The 20,030-nt window shown below is 67.0% G+C and carries 9 protein-coding genes; 5 read left to right on the top strand and 4 right to left on the bottom strand.

Annotated elements, in window-relative coordinates:
• Positions 1-759, top strand: coding sequence for a thiol:disulfide interchange protein DsbG (dsbG, locus tag EJA05_RS19570; protein ID WP_125464917.1), 759 nt, complete (start codon positions 1-3; stop codon positions 757-759).
• A gap of 133 nt (positions 760-892) precedes the next feature.
• On the opposite strand, the gene EJA05_RS19575 is transcribed toward dsbG, so the two are convergent.
• On the bottom strand, positions 893-13,837 hold the full coding sequence (locus EJA05_RS19575; RefSeq protein WP_125859481.1) for a non-ribosomal peptide synthetase: 12,945 nt from the start codon (positions 13,835-13,837) through the stop codon (positions 893-895).
• 320 nt (positions 13,838-14,157) lie between these two features.
• On the opposite strand from EJA05_RS19575, the gene EJA05_RS19580 reads away from it, so the two are divergent.
• Positions 14,158-14,688: an RNA polymerase factor sigma-70 gene (locus EJA05_RS19580; protein WP_125464919.1), complete on the top strand. Its 531-nt coding sequence runs from the start codon at positions 14,158-14,160 to the stop codon at positions 14,686-14,688.
• Positions 14,689-14,793: 105 nt separating this feature from the next.
• Here the strand turns inward: EJA05_RS19580 and EJA05_RS19585 are convergent, their stop codons facing one another.
• Positions 14,794-15,804 carry a GNAT family N-acetyltransferase gene (locus tag EJA05_RS19585; protein WP_125859482.1) on the bottom strand — a complete coding sequence of 337 codons (1,011 nt, stop codon included), beginning with the start codon at positions 15,802-15,804 and terminating at the stop codon, positions 14,794-14,796.
• Between the two features lie 63 nt (positions 15,805-15,867).
• Positions 15,868-16,668 carry a substrate-binding periplasmic protein gene (locus EJA05_RS19590; RefSeq protein ID WP_125859483.1) on the bottom strand — a complete coding sequence of 267 codons (801 nt, stop codon included), beginning with the start codon at positions 16,666-16,668 and terminating at the stop codon, positions 15,868-15,870.
• Between the two features lie 178 nt (positions 16,669-16,846).
• Between EJA05_RS19590 and EJA05_RS19595 the strand changes: the two genes are divergently transcribed.
• Positions 16,847-17,398 carry an exonuclease domain-containing protein gene (locus EJA05_RS19595; RefSeq protein ID WP_125464922.1) on the top strand — a complete coding sequence of 184 codons (552 nt, stop codon included), beginning with the start codon at positions 16,847-16,849 and terminating at the stop codon, positions 17,396-17,398.
• Positions 17,399-17,472: 74 nt separating this feature from the next.
• The gene (gene ppnP, locus EJA05_RS19600; RefSeq protein WP_110994027.1) at positions 17,473-17,757 is read left to right on the top strand and encodes a pyrimidine/purine nucleoside phosphorylase; all 285 of its coding nucleotides are present in this window, start codon (positions 17,473-17,475) and stop codon (positions 17,755-17,757) included.
• Positions 17,758-17,856: 99 nt separating this feature from the next.
• On the opposite strand, the gene EJA05_RS19605 is transcribed toward ppnP, so the two are convergent.
• Entirely contained in the window at positions 17,857-18,549 is a 693-nt protein-coding gene (locus EJA05_RS19605) for an alpha/beta family hydrolase (protein ID WP_125859484.1), read from the bottom strand.
• 49 nt (positions 18,550-18,598) lie between these two features.
• On the opposite strand from EJA05_RS19605, the gene ccoN reads away from it, so the two are divergent.
• A complete protein-coding gene (ccoN, locus tag EJA05_RS19610) occupies positions 18,599-20,023 on the top strand; it encodes a cytochrome-c oxidase, cbb3-type subunit I (protein ID WP_110994029.1) in 1,425 nt (474 codons plus the stop codon).
• Positions 20,024-20,030 lie beyond the last annotated feature (7 nt).

The following is a 20,030-nucleotide window of genomic DNA, read 5'->3' on the forward strand; positions in this document are numbered from 1 at the left end:
ATGCGATTGAATGCCCTGCTGCCCCTCACCCTCGCCCTGCTGGCCGCCCCCGCGCTGCAGGCCGAAGAACTGCCCAAGGCGATCCAGCAACTGCAAGCCAAGGGCGCGGTGATCAAAGGCAGCTTCAATGCCCCCGACGGCCTGCGCGGCTACGCCGCCGAGTACCAGAACAATGGCATCGCCCTGTACCTCACCCCCGACGGCAAGCACGTGCTGGTGGGCAGCCTGTTCGACGAGCAAGGCAAGGACCTCAGCGCCGAGCCCCTGGAGAAACTGGTGTACGCCCCGATGAGCAAGGCCATCTGGGCGAAGATGGAGAAGACCGCCTGGATCGCCGACGGCAAGGCCGACGCACCGCGCATCGTCTACCTGTTCAGCGACCCCAACTGCCCGTACTGCAACATGTTCTGGCAGCAGGCCCGGCCGTGGGTCGAGTCGGGCAAGGTGCAACTGCGCCATATCATGGTCGGTATCATTCGCGAGGACAGCCCGGGCAAGTCCGCCGCCCTGCTGGCCGCCAAGGACCCGAGCAAGGCCTTGCTGGCCCATGAGTCGGCGGGCAAGGCGAGCACGCTCAAGCCACTGGAGAAGGTGCCGGAAGCGGTGCAGAAGAAGCTCGACGCCAACCAGGCGCTGATGGAAGAGCTGGGGCTGGCGGCGACGCCGGCGATCTTCTTCCAGGATGAGCATGGGCAGTTGCAGAGCCAGCAAGGGGCGCCGCGGCCGGAGCTGCTGGGCAAAATACTCGGCAAACGTTGATTAGTCGCAGTCCTGTGCTGGCCCCTTCGCGGGTAAACCCGCTCCCACAGGTGCACCGCTGGATTGAAGATTGCGGTGTACCTGTGGGAGCGGGTTTACCCGCGAAGAGACCGACGCGGATTTCCCGATTAAGTCAGAGCGCCTCCAGCTCCGCCATCAGATCACTCAACCGATCCACCTTGTCCTCATCCAGCGCACTGCCCTGCAGCCCCTGCACGTACGCCGCCAGCTCCTCCACCGTGCTGCACTCGAACATCGCCCGCAGCGGCACGTTGAGTGCCAACGCCTTCTGCACCCGCGAAGCGATCTGCGTGGCCAGCAGCGAGTGCCCGCCCAGTTCGAAGAAGTTGTCGCGCACGCCCACCCGCTCGGCCTTGAGCACGTCGGCCCAGATGCCGGCCAGGGTCTCTTCCAGCTCGCTGCGCGGCGCCAGGTAGTCCTGACTGTGCTGGCCGCCGATATCGATGGCCGGCAGCAGTTTGCGGTCGAGTTTGCCGTTGGCGTTGTGCGGCAGGCTGTCGAACCAACCCCAGTGCAGCGGCACCATGTACTCCGGCAGCTCGGCACGCAGGCGTTGCTTGAGCTGGTCGAGCAGCGCGGCATCGGCTTCGACACCTTGATGGGCCACCAGGTAGCCGACCAGGTGCTTGCCGTTGACGCCTTCCTGCACACCCACGGCGGCATCGCGCAACTCGGGCTGTTCGTGCAGGCGCGCCTCGATCTCGCCCAACTCGATGCGGTAACCGCGGATCTTCACCTGGTGGTCGATACGCCCGACATACTCCAGTACCCCGTCCGGGCGACGACGCGCCAGGTCGCCGGTGCGGTACAGGCGTTCGCCCGGGGCACCGAACGGATGCGGAATAAAGGCCTGGGCGGTACGCACCGGGTCGCCGACATAGCCGCGGCCCACCCCGGTACCGGCGACGCACAGCTCGCCTACCGCACCCAGCGGCACCAGTGCCTGATCCTCGCCCAGCAGGTACAGGCGGTTGTTGTCGGTCGGCGTGCCGATCGGCAGGTAGCTGCCCTGGGTCGATGCGAGATCGACGCGGAAGAACGCCACGTCGTCCGAGCATTCCGCCGGGCCATAGGCGTTGACCAGGCCGATGGCCGGATAGCGCTGCAGCCACTGCGCGGCCAGCTCCGGCGGCATCGCCTCGCCGGTCGGCAGCATCCAGCGCAGGCCGTCCAGCGCCTGGTGATCGTTGGCCAGCATGCCCTGGATCAGCGACGGCACGCTTTCCAGCACGGTGATGCCGGTGGCCTGCACATGGGCCAGCAAGCCTTGCGGATCATGGGCGATGGCATTCGGCACGATCTCTACCGTGGCGCCGAACAGCGGCGCGGCAAGGAACTGCCAGACCGAGATATCGAAGCTCTGCGAAGCGGTCTGGGCGATCACGTCTTGCTCGTCCAGCACCAGGTACGGCACCTTGCTCAACTGGTTGTTGAGCATGCCGCGCTGCTCGACCATCACGCCCTTGGGCAGGCCGGTGGAGCCGGAGGTGTAGATCACATAGGCAAGGTTGTCCGGTGCGCTATGGATGCCTGGGTTGTGGCTGGCCACGTTGCTCGCCTGCACCTCTTCCCATACCAGCAGTTTCGGCCGTACCGCGCCCGCCACTTCATCGAGCAACTGGCGCGCCTGCTCGGCGCAGGCCGCGCTGCACACCAGCACCGGGGTGCGGCTCAGTTCGACGATGCGTTGCAGGCGTGCCGATGGCAGGCCTGGGTCCAGCGGTAAGTAGCCGGCGCCCGCCTTGAAGCTGCCGACGATCATGCCCAGCAGCGCCAGGCCACGCTCGGCCAACAGTGCCACCGGCTGGTCGATGGCAACCCCGGCCGCGACCAGGGCATGGCCCAGGCGGTTGGCCGCCAGGTTAAGCCCGGCGTAGTCGAACGACGCCTCCAGGCAGCGGGCGACGGTGCGCTGCGGATGCGCGGCGACCCGCGCTTCGAACAGTTCGATGTAGCTCTGTTCCAGCGGATAGGCGTGCTCGGTGCGGTTGCAGTCGTCCAGCAGGAAGCGCTGTTCATCCGCGCCCAGCAGCGGCAGTTCGCCCACCTCGCCTTCGAAGCCGTCCACCAGCGCCAGCAGCAGGCGCTTGAACTCGCCCAGCAGACGCTCGACGCTCGGGTAGTCGAAGTAGCGCTGGTCGAACGACAGGTGCAGGCCAAGGTCGTCGCCCGGGTAGCACACCGCGGTCAGCGGGAAGTTGGTATGGGTACGGCCCGAGTCGGAGCTGGCGTTCAGGTGCTGGGCGTGGTCGAGCACGGCGGTTTCCACCGGGGCGTTCTCGAACACGAACAGGCTGTCGAACAGCGGCTGGCCCTTGGGCAGTTCGCTGCATTCCTGGATCGCCACCAGCGGCAGGTATTCGTACTCGCGCAGCTGCATGTTGCGGTCGAGCAAACCCTGCAACCACTGGCGCACGCTGCGCCGTTCACCCGGCTGCGGCAACTGCACGCGCAGGGCGATGCTGTTGATGAACAGCCCGACCGTGCGCTGCATCTGCGGCAGGCTCACCGGGCGCCCGGCCACGGTGACGCCGAACACCACATCGCGTTCGCCGCTGCAACGGGCCAGGGTCAGGGCCCAGGCCGCCTGGGCGAAGGTGTTGACCGTCAGCTGGTGGGCCTGGGCCAGTTCGCGCAGGCGGGCACCTTCAGTGACGTCCAGGCGGGTGTAGCAGTCGCCGACCACCATGCCGTCACCGGCATGGTCATGGCGCAGCGGGCGGTCGCTGGGGATTGCCGTGGCACGTTCGAAACCGGCCAGATTGGCCTGCCACCACTGGCGCGCCTCGCCCAGGTCCTGGCGTTGCAGCCAGCCGATGTAGTCGCGGTAGCGCGGCGGCACCGGCAACTGCGCCTGACGGCCCTCGCCGAGGGCCTGGTAGAGCTCGAAGAAGTCGTTCATCAGCAGCGAGCGGCACCAAGCATCGATGAGGATGTGGTGGTTGCTCATCATGAACCAGTAGCGCTCATCGGCCACACGCACCAGGCGCAGGTGGAACGGCGCCTCGCGCAGGAGCTCGAAACCGGCCTCGCGTTCCTGCTTGTGCAGGGCCTGCAGGCGCTGTTCCTGGGCGTCGTCGTCGAGGCCGCGCCAGTCCTGGTAGTCCACCGGCGTGTTGCCGGCCTTGTGGATGATCTGCAGCATCGCCTCGCCGGCGTTCCAGCTGAATGAAGCGCGCAGTGCTTCGTGGCGGGCGACCACGGCCTGCCAGGCCTGGGCGAAGCGCTCGGGGTCGAGGGCGCTGTTGATGCGGTAGCGGTCCTGCATGTAGTACAGGCCGGTGCCCGGCTCCAGCAGGGTGTGCAGCAGCAGGCCTTCCTGCATCGGTGTCAGCGGGTAGACGTCCTCGATCTGCGCGGCGGGCACCGGCAGTGCATCGATCTGCTCCTGGGTCAGTTGCGCCAGGGGGAAGTCCGATGGGGTGAAGCTGCCGTTGCCATCGGCCAGGCAATGGCCGACCAGCGCCAGCAGTTCCTGGCGATAGGCTTCGGCCAGGGTGGCGATGGTAGCCTCGTCGTAGCGCTCGGCGCTGAAGCTCCAGCGCAGTTGCAGGGCGCCGCCGTACACCTGGCCATCCACGCTCAGCCAGTTCGGCAGCGGCGCGTCCAGGTCATGGGCCAGGCCCGCCGGCGCATCCAGTGGCTGGAACAGCGCGGCCTGGTCGAACTGCTGGTCGAACTGGCCGAGGTAGTTGAAGGTGATGCGCGCCTGGGGCAGCGCCGCCATGCGCTCACGGCCGGCGTCATCGGCCAGGTAGCGCAGCACGCCGTAGCCCTGGCCTTTGTGCGGCACCTGGCGCAGTTGCTCCTTGATGCGCTTGATCGACGCCGCGCGGGCCACCTCGCCTTCGGCCATGTCCGGGCTCAGGCTCAGCGGATAGGCGTTGGTGAACCAGCCGACGCTGCGGGTCAGGTCCATGTCTTCGAACAGCCCGTCGCGGCCATGGCCTTCCAGCTGCACCAGCACCTGCTCGTCACCGGTCCAGCGGCACAGGGTGCGCGCCAATGCGGTCAGCAGCAGGTCGTTGACGTGGGTGTGGTAGGCCGCCGGCGCTTGTTGCAGCAACTGACGGGTCTGCTCGACATCGAGTTCGATGGCCAGGCTTTGGGCATGGCGATGCAGGTTGCCGCCCTGGGGGTGATCGCACGGCAATTCATGGCGGGCGCTGCCCAGCTGGCGTTCCCACCAGCCCAGCTCGTCACGCAGTGAATCGGAACCCGCGTAGCTGGCCAGGCGTGCAGCCCAGTCGCCCATGGCGTGGGTCTTGGCGGCCAGGGTTTGACCGCGATACAGCGCTTGCAGGTCTTCGAGCAGCACACGCCAGGAGACGCCATCGACCACCAGGTGATGGATCGCCAGCAGCAGGCGCTGGGCACCCTGGCCGTCGCTGACCAGCAAGGCGCGCAGCAGCGGGCCCTGCGCAAGGTCGAGGCTGCGTTGCACGTCGCTGTACAGTGCCTGGCAGTCGTTGAAGTCGGCCACGGTGGCAGTCCACAGCAGTGGCTGGGTGTGCGGCTGGGTGTACTCGGCCTGCCAGCGGCCCTGGGCCTGGCTGAAGCGCAGGCGCAGGCTGTCGTGGTGGGCCACCAGCGCGGCCAGGGCCTGTTCCAGTTGCTCCGCCTGCAGCGGCTGGCGCGCTTCGAGCAGCACGGCCTGGTTCCAGTGCTGGGGTTGCGGCACTTCGCTGTCGAAGAACCAGTGCTGGATCGGCGTCAGGCCGCTGCGCCCCTGGCGCGGGCCCTGCTCGATGTCGCTCGATGCCGCGCTGCGGGTCACCACGGCGGCCAGGGTCTGGATGGTCTGGTGCTGGAACAGGTCGCGCGGGGTGAACTGCAAGCCCAGCTGGCGGGCGCGGCTGACCACCTGGATCGACAGGATCGAGTCGCCGCCCAGCTCGAAGAAGTTGTCCTGCACGCCGATGCGCGAGACGTTGAGCACGTCGCGCCAGATCTGCGCCAGTTGCGTTTCCAGCTCGTTGGCCGGGGCCTGGTAGTGCTGGCGCGCCTGCTCAAGGTCCGGCGCCGGCAGCGCACGGCGGTCGAGCTTGCCGTTGCCCATCAGCGGCAGGCTGTCGAGCAGCACCAGGTGCGCCGGCACCATGTAGTCCGGCAGGTGCTGACGGGCGTCGGCCTTGACCGCTTCGCGCAGCAGGGCCTGGGCATCGCTGTCGGCCTTGGCTTGCGCGCACACCAGGTAACCCACCAGTTGCTTGCCGCCCGGCAGGTCGAGGGCCAGGACCACAGCCTCGTCGACATCGGCATGTTCCTGCAGACGGCTTTCGATTTCGCCCAGCTCGATGCGGAAGCCGCGGATCTTCACCTGTTGGTCGGCACGGCCGACGTATTCCACCAGACCATCGGCGCGCAGGCGCACCAGGTCGCCAGTGCGGTACAGGCGCCCGCCGTGGTGGCTGAACGGGTCGGCGACGAAGCGCTCGGCGCTCAGGCCCGGGCGGTCGTGGTAACCCTGGGCCAGGCCGGCGCCGCCGACGTACAGCTCGCCGATGCCACCTTGCGGCAGCAGCGCCAGGTCGTCGTCGAGGATGTAGGCGCTGCGGGCACCGATCACCCGGCCGATCGGCACGCTGCCAGCGTCGCTGGGCAGTTGCTCGGGGGCCAGGCAGGCCAGCGGCATGACCACGGTTTCGGTGGGGCCGTAGGCGTTGTAGAACTGCTGCGGGGCGAACGCCTGGCGAATACGTTGCAGGTGCTCGCCCGTCAGGGCCTCGCCGCCGGTGATCACCAGGCGTACCGGCAACTGCTCGCCCTGCCCGGCCAGGTACTGGGCCAACTGGCTGCCATAGCTCGGGGTGAAGCCAAGGATGCTCACCTGTTGCTCACGCACCAGCTGGCAGATCTCTTCGGCACCCCATTGGCCCTGGGCGCGCAGCACCACGCGGGCACCGCACAGCAGCGGCGTCAGCAGGCGTTCGCTGGCGGCGTCGAAGTTGATCGAATAGAAGTGCAGCTCGCAGTCGTCGCTGCGCATGCCGAACTCGGCGATCACCGCCTGGCAGTGCATGGCGATCTCGCCGTGGCTGACCACCACGCCCTTGGGCTTGCCGGTGGAGCCGGAGGTGTAGATCAGGTAGGCCTGGTGCTGCGGCAGGTTGAGGTTGTCCAGCGGCGCGTCGCTGTAGGCGGACAAGCGTGCGGCATCGTCCTCCAGGTTCCAGCTGGCCACCCCCGCGGGCAACTCGCCCAGGGTTTCGAGCAAGCTGCGCTGGCCGATCAGCAGGCCCAGGCGGCTGTCTTCGATCATGTAGCGCAGGCGGTCGAGCGGGTATTCCGGGTCCAGCGGCACATAGGCGCCACCGGCCTTGAGGATGGCCAGCAGGCCGACCACCATCTCCAGCGAACGCTCCAGCGCCAGGCCCACCCGCACCTGCGGGCCGACACCGCGCTCGCGCAGGGCGCGGGCCAGGCGGTTGGCCTGCTGGTCGAGTTCGGCGTAGCTCAGGTGTTGGCCTGCGAAGGTCAGCGCCAGCGCCTCGGGGGTGCGTTCAGCCTGGGCGGCGAACAGGCCGTGGAGCGTCTGGGTCAGCTCGAAGTCCTGCTGCCCCTGCAACTGGCCCACCAGCACCTGCTGCTCGGCGTCGGCCAGCATCGGCAACTCGCACAGGCGCTGCGCCGGGTTGTCCAGCAGCGCTTCGAGCAACTGCTGCCAGTGCTCGGCCATGCGCGCGATGCGCGGTTCGTCGAACAGGTCGCGGCTGTAGGTGAAACAGCAGCCCAGGCGGCCATCGAGGTCGGTGACCTCCAGGTACAGGTCGAACTTGGTGGCGCTGGCGTCGTTGACCAGGTAGTCCACCTGCATGCCCACCAGCTCGCGGCTTTGCTGGAAGGCCCAGCGCTGCACGTTGCACATCACCTGGAACAGCGGGTTGTAGGCGCTCGAACGCGGCGGCTGCAGCGCTTCGACCAACTGCTCGAACGGCAGGTCCTGGTGCGACTGGCCGTCGATGATGGCAGTACGCACCTGCTCGAGCAGCGCACTGGCGCTCATCTGCCCGTCCACCTCGCAGCGCAGCACCTGGGTGTTGAGGAAGGCGCCGATCAGCCCTTCGCTTTCCGGGCGAATGCGGTTGGCCACCGGCGCGCCGATGCGCAGGTCGCGCTGGCCGCTGTAGCGGTGCAGCAAGGCGGCCAGGGTGGCGGTCATGGTCATGAACAGGGTCAGCCCGCGCTGGCCATTGAAGGCATGCACGCGCTTGACCAGCGCAGGGTCCAGGTCGAAGCGGTACAGCTCGCCGCGGTGGCTCTGCACCGCCGGGCGTGGGCGGTCGGCCGGCAGGGCCAGCACCGGGTGCTCGTCGCCCAGGCGGTCTTGCCAGTACGCCAGCTGGCGCGCGCCCTCGCCGCTTTCCAGCCACTGGCGCTGCCAGACGCTGTAGTCGAGGTACTGCACCGGCAGCGGCGCCAGCGGCGATTCGCGCTCGTCGACGAAGGCTTCGTACAGCTCGCCCAGTTCGCGGGCGAAGATGTCCATGGCCCAGCCTTCGGTGACGATGTGGTGCAGGGTCAGCACGAAGTAATGCTCGCGCTCACCGGCCTTGACCAGACAGGCGCGCAGCAGCGGGCCGCGCGCCAGGTCGAACGGCTGGTGCGCCTGGTCGTCGGCCAGTTGCTGCAGGCGTTGTTGGCGGGCCTCGTCGGGCAAGGCACTGAAGTCATGCCATTGCAGTTGCAGGTGGCTGTCGTCGTCCACGCACTGGTAAGCCTTGCCGTCGATGCTGGGGAAGGTGGTGCGCAGGGTTTCGTGGCGCACGATCAGCGCCTGCAGGGCGCGCTCGAAGGCGTCCACGTGCAGCACGCCCTTGAAACGGGCCATGCCGCCGACGTTGTAGGCCGGGCTGTCCGGCTCCATCTGCCAGAGGAACCACATGCGCTGCTGCGAGTACGACAGCGGCACCGCCTGACGGCGGTCGACCCGGGCGATGGCGCCTTGCTGGTTGCGCTCGCCGCTGCCCTGCAGGCGGGCGATCTCGGCGCAGAACGCGCCCAGCTCGCTGGCCTCGAACAAGGCCTTGAGTGGCAGCTCGACGTCCAGTGCCTGGCGGCTGCGCGAAACGATCTGGGTGGCCAGCAGCGAGTGGCCGCCAAGGGCGAAGAAGTCGTCGTGCAGGCCGACCTGGGGCAGGTTCAGCACCTCGCGCCAGATCGCCGCCACCTGCTGTTGCAGTTCGGTTTGCGGCTCGACGTGATCACGCTGCTGCCACACCGGCGCCGGCAGTGCCTTGCGGTCCACCTTGCCGCTTGGGCCGAGGGGCATCTGCGCCAGGTGGATCAGTTGCGCCGGCACCATGTAGGCCGGCAGGCGCTCGGCCAGGGCCCCGAGCACGGCGTCGGTCTGTTCGATGCCGCTGTAGTAGCCGACCAGCTGGGCGCCGACGGCGTCCTTGTGGATCAGCACCAGTGCCTGCTGCACACCTGGTTGCGCCAGCAATACCGCCTGCACTTCCTCAGGCTCGACGCGGAAGCCGCGCACCTTGACCTGCTGGTCCAGGCGCCCGAGGTACTCCAGGGATTCACTCTGCACGTGCCAGCGGGCACGGTCGCCACTGCGGTACAGGCGCGCGCCCTCGCCGTCGGGCTGCGGCACGAAGCGCTCGGCAGTGAGGCCAGGACGGCCAAGGTAGCCACGGGCCAGGCCGGCGCCGCCCAGGCACAACTCGCCCGGGACGCCTGGCGGGGTCAATTCGAATTCATCGTCCAACACCCGGCACAGCACGTTGCCCAGCGGGCGGCCGATCGGCGAGCGCTGACCGTCGCTGGTCTGGCAGTGCCAGTGGGTGACGTTGATAGCGGTTTCGGTCGGGCCGTAGCGGTTGTGCAACTGCACCTGGGGCAGCAGTTGCAGCACGCGGTCGCGCAGGGCCGCGCTCAGCGCCTCGCCCCCGGAGAACAGCCGGCGCAGGCTGGTGCAGCCAGCCGCCAACGGCTCTTGCACGAACACCTGCAGCAGCGGCGGCACGAAGTGCAGCGTGGTCACGCCGTGCTGCTGGATCAGCTGGGCAATGCGCTGCGGGTCGCGGTGCTCGCCGGGGCCGGCCAGGACCAGCTTGCAGCCGGTGATCAATGGCCAGAAGCACTCCCACACCGACACGTCGAAACTGATCGGCGCTTTCTGCATCAGCACGTCGTTGTCGTCCAGCGCATAGGCCTGCTGCATCCATTGCAGGCGCTCGGCCAGGGCCCCATGGGTGTTGCCCACGCCCTTGGGCTGGCCGGTAGAGCCGGAGGTGTAGATCACGTAGGCGAGGTTGTCGCCGTGCAGGTGCAGCCCCGGGGCCTGGCTTGGCCAGCTGTCCAGGTGCAGCTGGTCGAGGGCGATGGCGCTGACGCCGTCAACTTCCGGCAGGGTTTCGAGCTGGCTGCTGTGGCTGAGCAGCAGGCCGGCGTTGCAATCCTTGAGCATGTAGGCCAGGCGTTCGGCCGGGTAGTCCACGTCCAGCGGCACGTAGGCGCCGCCGGCCTTGAGGATGGCCAGCAGGCCCACCAGCAGCTGCGGCGAACGCTCGAGGGCGATGGCTACGCAGGTGTCCGGGCCGACGCCCTTGTCGCGCAGGTAGTGGGCCAGGCGGTTGGCCTGCTGGTGCAGCTCGCCATAAGTGAGCTGGCCGCCGTCCCATACCAGCGCGGTGCGCTCGGGGGTCAGGCGGGCTTGTTCGTTGAGCTGCTCGACCAGCAGCTGTTGTGGCTGCGCGGCCGGGGCCTGGCCCCAGTGCAGCAGTTGCGCACGGCTCGGTTCATCGAGCAGTTGCACCTCAGCCAACGCCAGCTGCGGCTGGGCGCACACTTGTTCGAAGAACGCCAACAGGTGGTTGGCCAGGCGCTTGACGGTGGCCGCCTCGAACAACCCGGCGGCGTAGTCGAAGGCCAGGGTCAGGCGGCCCTGGTGGTCCTCCTCGCTGTGCAGCTGCAGGTCGAACTTGGCCTCGCGGCTGTGCCAGGGCAGCTCTTCGGCCAGCAGGCCGGGCAAACGGCGCAGCGCCGAAAGGTCGCGCTGCTGGTGGTTGAACATGACCTGGAACAGGCCCTGCTCACGGGCCTGCGGCAGCGCCTCGACCAACTGCTCGAACGGCAGGTCCTGGTGGGCCTGGGCTTGGAGGGTGGCTTGGCGCACCTGGCCGAGCAGTTGCGCGAACGGCAGGCGGCCATCGAGCTCGGCGCGCAGCACCTGGGTGTTGATGAAGAAGCCGACCATGCCCTGGGTTTCCAGGCGCGGGCGGTTGGCGTTGGGCACGCCAACGCGGATGTCGCCTTGGCCGCTGTAGCGGTGCAGCAGCGCCTGCCAGCCGGCCAGCAGCACCATGAACAGGCTGGCCTGCTGGTCGCGGGCCAGGTCCTTGAGGGCTGTGGCGAGTCGGGTCGGCACCTTCAGGCTGTGACGCGCTGCGCGATTGTGCTGCTGGCTGGCGCGGGGCTGGTCGGTGCACAGGTCGAGCACCGGCAGTTCATCGCCCAAGGCGTGCTTCCAGTAATCGAGCTGGCGGGCGCTTTCGCCGTCGGCCAGCCACTGGCGCTGCCAGGTGCCGTAGTCGGCGTAGCCCAGTGGCAATTCGGGCAACTGTACCTGCCCTTGCGCCGCGTACAGGCGGGCGAACTCGTCGAGCAGAATGTTCAGCGACCAACCGTCGGCGACGATGTGGTGCAGGGTCACCCACAGCTGGTGCTCTTCGTCATCCAGGCGGGCCAGGGTCACCCGCAGCAGCGGGCCCTGGCGCAGGTCGAACGGGCGCTGCGCTTCGTCTTCGCGGCGCGCGGCCACCTCGGCGGGCTCCAGGCCCTCGAGGTCGCAGTGCTGGAGGTTGAACGCAAGGCTCGGCAGGATGCGCTGCACGGCCTGGCCGTCGACCTCGTCGAACACCGTGCGCAGGGATTCGTGGCGGGCCACCAGGGCCTGGAAGCTGGCCTGCAGCGCGGCCTGGTCCAGCTCGCCGCGCAGGTGCAGGCCGGCGGGGATGTTGTAGGCGGCGGACGCAGGCTCCAGCTGCCACAGCAGCCACAGACGGTTCTGCGCCAGCGACTGGGGCAGGGCCTGGTCGCGACCTTGGGTGTCGATAGCGCCGGCAGCCTTGCCCCCTTCGGCGAGGATGGCCGCCACCGCGGCACTGTATTCGGCCAGGGTCGGTGCTTCGAACAGGGTACGCAGGCTCAGCTGGATGCCCAGCTCGTCACCCAGGCGCGCGGTGACCTGGGTGGCGGCGATGGAGTTGCCGCCCAGCAGCAGGAAGTGATCATCCGCCGCCACGGCTTCGACCTTGAGCAGCTCGCGCCAGATACCGGCGATGCGTGCTTGCAGGTCGCTGCCGGCAACCTCTGTGCTGCCCTTCGCGGCGACGAACGGGAAGCGGGCGTAGCAATCCAGGCTGCCGTCATGCATGCGCAGGCGGCAGGCCGCGCGCTGCAGCTTGCCGCTGGAGGTCTTGGGCAGCGCGCCGGGGTTGAGCAGCAGCACCGCCGCCGGGGCCTGGCGGCAGGCGTCGGCGATCACCCGACGCAGGGTGTTGATCAGCGCTTCGGGGGTGTGCGCCTTCTGTACGTTGCGGCTGATCTCCACCGCCACGCCGATGCCCTCCTCGCCCTGGTCGTCGACGGCGAACACCGCCACCCGGCCTTTGCGCAGCACGTCCACTTCACGCTCCAGGGTCTTTTCCAGATCCTGCGGGTAGAGGTTCTGGCCACGGACGATGAGCATGTCTTTCAGGCGCCCGGTGACGAACACTTCGCCGTCACGCATGAAACCCAGGTCGCCAGTGCGCAGCCAGGTCTGGCCATCCATTTCGACGAAGGTGCGTGCGCTGGCTTCGGGGTTGCGCCAGTAGCCCAGGGCGATGCTCGGGCCGCCGGCCCAGATCTCGCCCACCCGGTTGTCGCCCAGCACCTGCAACTGCTGCGGTTCGACGATGCGCACGGCGTGGCCCGGCTGCGGGTAGCCGCAGCTCATCAGCACACTGCCCTGGCCCGGCTCGGCGCGGTTGGCGGCAAACGCCTCGGCGTCCAGCTCCAGCGCGCCGATGCCCTGGCCACGGCGGCTGCCGCTGACGAACAGGGTGGCCTCGGCCAGGCCGTAGCTGGCGAAGAAGCTGCTGGCCTGGAAGCCGCAGCGGGCGAATTTGTCGGCGAAGGTGTCGAGGCTGTCCTGGCGGATCGGTTCGGAGCCGGAATAGGCCACGCGCCAGCGGCTGAGGTCGAGCCCGGCCAGGGCGGCCTCGCTGACCCGCTCGCTGCACAAGCGGTAGGCGAAGTCCGGGCCGCCGCTGATGGTGCCACCGTACTCGCTGATGGCCTGCAGCCAGCGCTGTGGCCGGGCGAGGAAATAGCCGGGCGACATCAGCACGCAGGGCACGCCGCTGAAGATCGGTTGCAGCAGGCCGCCGATCAGGCCCATGTCGTGGTACAGCGGCAGCCAGCTGACGATCACGTCGTCGGGGTTCAGGTCGATGCCGAAGCCCTGGCGGATCAGTTGTTCGTTGGCCACCAGGTTGCCGTGGCTGACCTGCACGCCTTTGGGCAGCGCAGTGGAGCCAGAGGTGTACTGCAGGAAGGCGATATCGTCATTGGCCAGCGCAGGTTCACGCCATTGTTCGGCCAGCTGCGGGTCAAGACTGTCCACGGCCAGCAGCACCGGGGCATTTTCCCCGACCAGCGCTTCCAGGCCCTGCAAGCTCTCGCACAGCGCCCCTACCGTCAGCAACAGGCGCGGCTGCGCGTCATCGATGATCGACAGCAGCCGTTCCTGGTGGTGCTGGCGGGCAGACTCCGGCGGGTAGGCCGGCACCGCGATCACCCCGGCATACAGGCAGCCGAAGAACGCCGCGACGTAGTCCGGGCCACTGGGGAACAGCAGCACGGCACGCTCACCGAAACCGGCACGGGCCTGCAACGCGGCGGCAATGGTGCGCGCGCGCTGGTCGAGGTCCCGGTAGCTGAGCACGGCCTGCTCGCCTGGCGCATCGGCCAGAAAGCGCAAGGCGATGCGCTCCGGGGTCTGCTCGGCGCGTTGCGCCAGGGCCTGGACCAGCGAGTGCGGGAGTTCGAAGGCGTCCGTCATGGAATGTTCCTGCCAGTGTCTGGTTGAGTCGTGCCGATGCTGTACCGCGCCAAGCTGGCGGGCAGCGCTGGGCAGCCGGATGTACACAGGGGAACGGATGGACAGGGGAAGAAATTAGCCCCGCCGGGCAGCGGGTAGAGGCGTTGGGGCCTGCGACGGTTTGAAGCAGTTCACAGTGTTCGGCTTAGAACCAGATCGAATGCTTAATCATTAACTTTCGTATTTGACAATCATTATCATTCTGAATAGTTTGTCGCACGTCGTAGGAAGCCTCCCCACGGGATGTGCTCCCTTTCCCTCTGAGACAAGGTGAAAATTCCATGGCGGAACAACTGTCCACAAGTAAGTGCGATTCACCGCTGCTCCAGGCGTTCGTCGACAACCGCAGCATCCTGGTCAAGATCGCCGCGCGCATCACTGGCTGCCGTTCGCGCGCCGAGGATGTGGTGCAGGACGCGTTCTTCCGACTCAGCGCCGCGCCGCAGATTACCTCTTCGTTCAAGGCCCAGCTCAGCTACCTGTTCCAGATCGTGCGCAACCTGGCCATCGACCACTACCGCAAGCAGGCCATGGAGCTGAAGTACTCCGGCAGCGAGGAGGAAGGGCTGAACGTGGTCATCCAGAACGCCTCGCCCGAAGCCACGCACATCAACCTGGCCACCCTCGAGCACATTGCCGAAGCGCTCAACGAACTGCCCCAGCGCACCCGTTACGCCTTCGAGATGTACCGCTTGCATGGCGTGCCGCAGAAGGACATCGCCAAGGAACTGGGGGTGTCGCCGACGCTGGTCAACTTCATGATCCGCGATGCCCTGATCCACTGCCGCAAGAGCAGCCTCAAAAGCAGCTGAAAGCTTCGAGCTGCAAGCTGCAAGCTGCAAGAAGTAGCCGGACGTCGATCCGCTCTTCCCTTGCAGCTTGCAGCTTGAGCCGCAGGCGGCTTGTGGCTTGAGCCGCTAGGCGAGCCTGCAGCGCTCGAAGAACCGCTCCCGCCCCAGGATCATCAACGCCGCCCGCTTGTGCGGGAAATCGAACTCTTTCTCGCAGTGGAAGCACTGGTCGTGCATGTAGCCGATCATCTTGCCGTTGTCGGCACGCGGCTCGGCCACCACCCGCTGGGTGCGCGGGTCGTCGAGGAACAGGTAGTGCACCAGCGCCGACAACCAGCTGGCGACCTTGTGCGGGCCGCGATGCGTCTCTTCGCCCACCAGCATGTGGATGCCACGGTCGTAGTCGTCGGCCGGGTAGAACGGCGCGATGCGATCTTCCTTGGCCCAGTACGCCTCGAAATAGGCGAACGGCTCGTCATCGAAGCAACCGATCAGGGTCAGGGTGTGCGGGTCCTGTTCAAGCTTGGTCAGGTACTCGCGGTGTTGCTCGAGCGAGCCGCCCTCCTGCCAGAACTGCTCCACGCGCGGATTGTTCTGCCAGCGGTTGAAGCGTTCCAGGTCCTGGCTGATTTCCAGGGTGCGCAGCGAAACCCAGGCCCCCAGACGCGCATCGAAGCGCCGGTACACCTCACCCCGTGGCTTGGGCGCCCGGCGCGGGTGACGCTTGCCATTGCTCAACTGCATCTGCTGCGGATAGACCCCGGCCAGCGACTCGCCGAGCCACGGCTGGGGCAGTTGCCAGAACAGCGTGCGTTCGCACAGGTAACGCCCCGGCGCCTGGTCGGGCAGCAACAGGCCACTGGCGACGGCTTGCGGGATTGGTTGCGGCAGGTGCCAGGCCAGGCGCTGGCAGGCCGGGTCGCGTGACAGCAGCCAGTAGCAGGCGGCCCACAGGGCCTGCTCGGGGCGCTCGGGGCAAATCTGTTGCAGGTGCGCTTCAAGGGGCTCGCCAGGTACCAGGCGCAGGCTGATGAGGGGGCGCCCTTCCAGGGTCAGGCTCAGGCGGCAATCGCCTTCGTCGGCCTGCAGGCTGCGCCAGCGGGGCGCGCAAGGGGGCGTAGCGGCATCGAACGGCATGTCAGGGCTCACAGGAAATGAAAGAAAGGCTCACTCCTGAAAACGTCCTCATGCCCCGGCAATTTAGTCGTGGGGCGCTTCGACCGTGATCTTGTAGGGTTTGAAGATACGCAACAACTCACCGTTCTCGCGCAGCCGGCGCAGCAGCCCGGTAAAGTTTTCCGGGCTTATCGGCGCATCCGGGCGCAGCAGTGCGTAGTGGTGGTAGACCTGGTCGACCCGCTGCGAGGCCAGCAGCTGGCTGACGCTGGACGGGTTGCGCTTGAGGAAGTCGCTCAGGTAAGAGCGAGTGACCAGGGCGATGTCGGCCCGACCGCGCTCGACCATGGACAGGTTGCTGTCGTGGGAGTAGGTCAGGGTCGCCTGATAGCGTTGCCTGAGCAGCACCGGGTCGGGCTCGAAGTCGGCGAAGGCGTAGTGGTAGCCATTGAACAACGCCAGGCGCTTGCCGTGCAGATCATCGAAATACTGCTGGTCACGCCCCGGCTGCTGGCGCGTGACGAAGATCTCGGCATCTTCCAGCCCCATGTCCACGGTGCTGTGCGCGATCCCCTGCCACCCCCACTGCGGGTTTTCGAAAATCGCCATGTCGGTGCGGCCTTGCTGGAAATCGCCAAAGCGCCGGGGAATCGAGGTGGGCACGAGCACGAAGCGGTAGTCGTTCTGCAGCTCGTTCAAAGCCTCCACCAGTTGTGGCAGCAGGCCGGTGTCAGCGCCCTGCTCGGGGCGCACGGTGTAAGGCGGGAAATGCGCCGCGCCGATCTTCACCTCGACCGCCTCGCCCGCCCACGCTGCTGCCGTCAGCGACAGTGCGGCGAACAACAGCACAGAGCAGGAGAGCTTGAGGCTGGGCAGAGGGATCAAGTCGAGACACTCGTCACGGGTAGTGGCCTGGATGCGCTTAAGCTAGGCGTTTTCCCAGGCGGGCACAACCGCCGGATATGCCAAAGTGCCAGGGGATGTCGCGCGCGCGGACATTGGCTACCCTCTAGGGGCCCGCGCGTGAGGACGCGGGCTACCGCGTATTGATAGGGAGCCTGGCATGGGCCACTGGTTGGTGATCGACCTGGAAGCCACCACCGACGACGGCGGCTGGCCGGTCACGGAGATGGAAATCATAGAAATCGGCGCGAGCCTGGTCACCCGTGAGGGGCGCGAGGTCGACCATTTCCAGCGCTTCGTACGGCCCCGGCGGCGGCCACAGCTGACGCCGTTCTGCCGCGAGCTGACCCATATAAGCCAGGCCGATGTCGACGGCGCCGAGCCCTTCAGCGCGGTGTGGGGCGCGTTCGAGCGCTGGCTGGGCGATCACCAGGCGCAGCTGCAGGCCTGGGTCAGCTGGGGCGACTACGACCGCAAGCAACTGCTGCAGGAGTGGCAACTGCATCACCAGCGCAGCCTGCTCGAGCAACTGCCGCACATCAACCTCAAGCAGCGCTTCGCCAAGGCCCGCCACCTGCAGCGGCCGGCGGGGCTCAACAGCGCCCTGCAACTGGCCGGGCTGCAGTTCAGCGGCCAGCAGCATCGCGCGCTGGAAGACGCGCGCAATACTGCCCGGCTGCTGCCGTTGAGCCTGCCGCTGGGCGGCGCCTGAAACAGATGACGCAAGGGCGGGCCTTGGGCATACTGGCCAGCCCTTTTTTTCATCCCCTTTTTCAGGAGTCGCCCATGTTCAAGGTCAATGAGTACTTCGATGGCACCGTCAAGTCGATCGCCTTCGAAAGCAGCGAAGGTCCGGCTACCGTTGGCGTGATGGCCCCGGGCGAATACGAGTTCGGCACCGCCAAGCGCGAAATCATGCATGTGGTTTCCGGTGCGCTGATCGTCAAGCTGCCAGGCAGCGAGAACTGGGAAACCTTCAACGCCGGCGACAAGTTCAATGTTGCCGCCGACAGCAAGTTCCAGCTGCAGGTGAAGGTCGATACCGCCTACCTGTGCGAGTACCGCGACTAAGCGCCAGCCTGCTTTGGCCCCATCGCCGGCAAGCCGGCTCCCACAGGGTCACACGATATCCTGTGGGAGCCGGCTTGCCGGCGATGAGCCTTAACCCACTCAGTTTTTCAAAAACCCCGCCACCTTCTGGGCCGCCGCCTGCAGATGCTGCTCATGGCTGAACCCCGAAGCCTTCAGCGGCTTCAGGTCATGGTCCGCCGCCACCAGCCAGCTCACTTCGATCGCTGGCGATAGTTCATACCCCTGCACCGCTTCCCGATTGCCCAGGGCATCGCGCTCCCCCTGGACGATCAGCGTGCGCGTGCGCAGCCCGGCCAGGTGCTCGACGCGGGGCTTTTGCGGCTTGCCCACGGCATAGAACGGATAGCCCAGGCACACCAGCGCATCGGCACCGAGTTCGTCCGCCAGCAGGCTGGCCATGCGCCCGCCCATGGACTTGCCACCGACGGCCAGAGGCCCCGCGACCAAAGGTCGCACCTGGCTGTATACATCGCGCCAGCAGTCGAGCAGAACTTTCTGCGGATTGGGCGGGCGCCGGCCACCGTCGACACGCCGCTGGGCCATGTACGGAAACTCGAAGCGCACCACCCCTACCCCAAGCCCTGCCAGCCTTTGCGCCATGTCGTCCATGAACCCGCTGTCCATCGGTGCACCCGCGCCGTGGGCCAGGATCAGCCAGCTGGTTTGCCCGCTTTCGCCGGTGATTCGCGGAGGATCGCAGCGCAAGCCTGGGGCATTTGCAATCTGCGCCCATTGATCCCCGTCAATACCGGCACTTTGCCCATTAATCATGCTTGCCTCGCTGTCTAGCCTGCCTATAACCGTGGATGGGAACCCATACATGAACACAACCAGCAGTACCGCCTACAACTATCAGGTGGTCCGCCAATTCGCCATCATGACGGTGGTGTGGGGCATCGTCGGGATGGGGCTCGGCGTCTTCATTGCCGCCCAGCTCGCCTGGCCCGCCCTTAACCTTGACCTGCCGTGGACCAGCTTCGGCCGCCTGCGACCCTTGCACACCAACGCGGTGATCTTCGCCTTCGGCGGCTGTGCCCTGTTCGCCACCTCGTATTATTCGGTGCAACGCACCTGCCAGACCACCCTGTTCGCACCGCGCCTGGCCGCGTTCACGTTCTGGGGCTGGCAATTGGTGATCCTGCTGGCGGCGATCAGCCTGCCGCTGGGCTACACCAGCTCGAAAGAGTACGCCGAACTGGAATGGCCGATCGACATCCTGATCACCATCGTCTGGGTCGCCTACGCCGTGGTGTTCTTCGGCACGCTGATGAAGCGCAACACCAAGCACATCTATGTGGGCAACTGGTTCTTCGGCGCGTTCATCCTCACCGTGGCGCTGCTGCACATCGTCAACAACCTGGAGCTGCCGGTCAGCCTGACCAAGTCGTACTCGGTGTACGCCGGGGCCACCGACGCCATGGTGCAATGGTGGTACGGCCACAACGCCGTGGGCTTCTTCCTCACCGCCGGCTTCCTCGGGATGATGTACTACTACGTGCCCAAGCAGGCCGAGCGCCCGGTGTATTCGTATCGCCTGTCGATCGTGCACTTCTGGGCGCTGATCACCCTGTACATCTGGGCCGGCCCGCACCACCTGCACTACACCGCGCTGCCGGACTGGGCCCAGTCGCTGGGCATGATCATGTCGCTGATCCTGCTGGCGCCGAGCTGGGGCGGCATGATCAACGGCATGATGACCCTGTCGGGGGCCTGGCATAAGCTGCGCAGCGACCCGATCCTGCGTTTTTTGGTGGTGTCGCTGGCGTTCTACGGCATGTCCACCTTCGAAGGCCCGATGATGGCCATCAAGACGGTCAACGCCCTCTCCCACTACACCGACTGGACCATCGGCCACGTACACGCCGGCGCCCTCGGCTGGGTGGCGATGATTTCCATCGGCGCGCTGTACCACACCATCCCCAAAGTGTTCGGCAAGGAGCGCATGTACAGCCTCGGGCTGATCAACGCGCACTTCTGGCTGGCGACCATCGGCACCGTGCTGTACATCGCCTCGATGTGGGTCAACGGCATCGCCCAGGGCCTGATGTGGCGCGCGGTCAACAGCGACGGCACGCTCACCTACTCGTTCGTGGAAACCCTGGTGGCCAGCCACCCAGGCTTCGTCGTGCGCTTCGTCGGTGGCGCGATCTTCCTCAGCGGCATGTTCCTGATGGCCTGGAACACCTGGCGCACGGTGCGTTCGCCAAGCGTTGTGGAAGCCCCTGCCAACGCCCAGCTGGCTTGAGGAGTAG

This window comes from Pseudomonas oryziphila, from assembly GCF_003940825.1.
Taxonomy (GTDB): Bacteria; Pseudomonadota; Gammaproteobacteria; order Pseudomonadales; family Pseudomonadaceae; genus Aquipseudomonas; species Aquipseudomonas sichuanensis.

Coding starts and splice junctions, on each gene's coding strand:
- dsbG (WP_125464917.1), top strand. CDS start 1: ATGCGATTGAATGCCCTGCTGCCCCTCACCCTCGCCCTGCTGGCCGCC.
- EJA05_RS19575 (WP_125859481.1), bottom strand. CDS start 13,837: ATGACGGACGCCTTCGAACTCCCGCACTCGCTGGTCCAGGCCCTGGCG.
- EJA05_RS19580 (WP_125464919.1), top strand. CDS start 14,158: ATGGCGGAACAACTGTCCACAAGTAAGTGCGATTCACCGCTGCTCCAG.
- EJA05_RS19585 (WP_125859482.1), bottom strand. CDS start 15,804: ATGCCGTTCGATGCCGCTACGCCCCCTTGCGCGCCCCGCTGGCGCAGC.
- EJA05_RS19595 (WP_125464922.1), top strand. CDS start 16,847: ATGGGCCACTGGTTGGTGATCGACCTGGAAGCCACCACCGACGACGGC.
- ppnP (WP_110994027.1), top strand. CDS start 17,473: ATGTTCAAGGTCAATGAGTACTTCGATGGCACCGTCAAGTCGATCGCC.
- EJA05_RS19605 (WP_125859484.1), bottom strand. CDS start 18,549: ATGATTAATGGGCAAAGTGCCGGTATTGACGGGGATCAATGGGCGCAG.
- ccoN (WP_110994029.1), top strand. CDS start 18,599: ATGAACACAACCAGCAGTACCGCCTACAACTATCAGGTGGTCCGCCAA.